This is a genomic window from Pseudoxanthomonas sp. LjRoot204_2, from assembly GCF_056175765.1.
This window is the reverse complement of record NZ_JBGFFG010000521.1, coordinates 1-2,073: the sequence shown is the minus strand read 5'-3', so window position 1 is coordinate 2,073 and position 2,073 is coordinate 1. Positions and strand designations below refer to the sequence as shown.

1 protein-coding gene is annotated in these 2,073 nt (G+C 65.5%); it reads left to right on the top strand.

Annotated features, from left to right (window positions below; genetic code table 11):
• Positions 1–1,916, top strand: a 1,916-nt coding sequence (gene fusA, locus AC04L7_RS17415; protein WP_475513532.1) for an elongation factor G, incomplete at its 5' end; no start/stop codon positions are given.
• Positions 1,917–2,073 lie beyond the last annotated feature (157 nt).

Here is a 2,073-nt window from a genome sequence, read left to right as displayed (position 1 = left end):
GCACGACCGTCTCGGATCACGATCCGATCGAGAAGACGCGTGGCCATTCCATCGACACCGCCATCGCCAGCACCGACCACGGCGGCATGCACGTCAACCTGATCGATACACCGGGCTATCCCGAGTTCCGGGGCCCGACGCTGTCGGCCCTGTCGGCCGTGGAAACCGCATTGATCGTCGTCGATGCCGACAGCGGCGTCGCCCACGGCACCCGACGGCTGATGGATCGCGCCTCCCAGCGCAACCTCTGCCGCGCCATCGTCATCAACAAGATCGACCACGAGGGTGCGGACTGCGCCGGTGTGCTCGCCGCGCTGCGCGAGGAGTTCGGCGCCGAAGTGCTGCCGCTCAACCTGCCTGCCGACGGCGGCAAGGCGGTCATCGATTGTTTCTGGCAATCGACCGGCACGTCCGACCTGGGCGATGTCGCCGACTGGCACCAGAAGATCATCGACCAGGTGGTGGAGATCAACGAAACGGTGATGGAGCACTATCTGGACCTGGGCGAAGGCGGCCTGTCGGGCGAAGAGCTGCACGATGCCTTTGAACAGTGCCTGCGCGAAGGCCACCTGGTGCCGGTGTGCTTCGCCTCCGCGCGCACGGGCGTGGGCGTGAAGGAACTGCTGGACGTGGCCGAACGCCTGTTCCCGAATCCGGCCGAGGCCAATCCGCCGCCGTTCGTGAAGCTCAACGGCGCCGGCCCGCAGTCGATCGAGGCCGTGCCCGACCCGCGCGCGCACGTCATCGCCGATGTCTTCAAGATCGTCAACGATCCGTTCGTCGGCAAGCTGGGCATCTTCCGTGTGTACCAGGGGACGCTGAAGAAGGACACGCAGTTGTTCGTCGACGACGGCAAGAAGCCGTTCAAGGTCGGCCATCTGTTCAAGCTCAAGGGCAAGGACCACGTGGAAGTCGACCAGGCCATCCCCGGCGACATCGCCGCCGTGGCCAAGGTCGAGGACCTGCATTTCGACGCCGTGCTCCACGACAGCCACGACGAGGACCACATCCACCTGGCGCCGATCGATTTCCCCAGGCCGATGTTCGGCCTGGCGATCGAAGCCGCCAGCAAGGGCCAGGAACAGAAGCTCTCTCTCGCGCTGCAGAAGCTGGCCGAAGAGGATCCGGCGTTCATCGTCGAACACCAGCCGGAATTGAACGAAACCGTCATCCGAGGCCTCTCCGACCTGCACCTGAGGGTGATGCTGGAGCGGCTGAAGGACCGTCACGGTGTCGCGGTGACGACGCGACCGCCACGCATCGCGTATCGCGAAACCATCGGCGCGAAAGCGGAAGGCCACCATCGCCACAAGAAACAGACCGGCGGCGCGGGGCAGTTCGGGGAAGTCTCGCTGCGCGTCGAGCCCCTGCCCCGGGGCAGCGGATTCGAATTCGTCGACGAAGTGAAAGGCGGCGTCATTCCCGGCCAGTTCCTGCCGGCCGTCGAGAAAGGCGTGCGGCAGGTGCTGGGCAGCGGCGCGCTGGCGGGCTATCCGCTGCAGGACATTCGGGTCGTCGTCCATGACGGCAAGCACCACGCGGTCGACAGCAAGGAAGTCGCCTTCGTCGCGGCCGGAAAGAAGGCCTTCCTCGACGCCATCGCCAAGGCGCGGCCGCAGGTGCTGGAACCGGTGGTCGATCTGGAAGTCGTCGTGCCGGAGGCACAGGTGGGCGACATCACCGGCAGCCTCGCGGGCAAGCGCGCCCGCATCAACGGTACCGACGCGGTGCGCGACGGGATTGTGGTGAAGGCACAGGTGCCGCTGGCGGAACTGGACGGCTATGCGGCCGAGTTGAAGTCCATGACCGCCGGCCAGGGACGCTACAGCCTGGACTTCAGCCACTACGAAGCGGTACCACCGAACGTGCAGCAGAAGCTGGTCGACGCGTACAAGCCGCGCCACGACGACGAGTGAGCCGGGGTGCGTCATGCGGTCGCGGTGGTGGCGACCGTCCTTGCGCATCGACGCATGCGAAAGGTGATTTGGTCATGCCGACAGGCGATTTCCGACACGCGGCGACAGAAAAACACGAAAAAAGCGAAAAAAAAGCGGTTTCGGGGCCTTCCTGCCC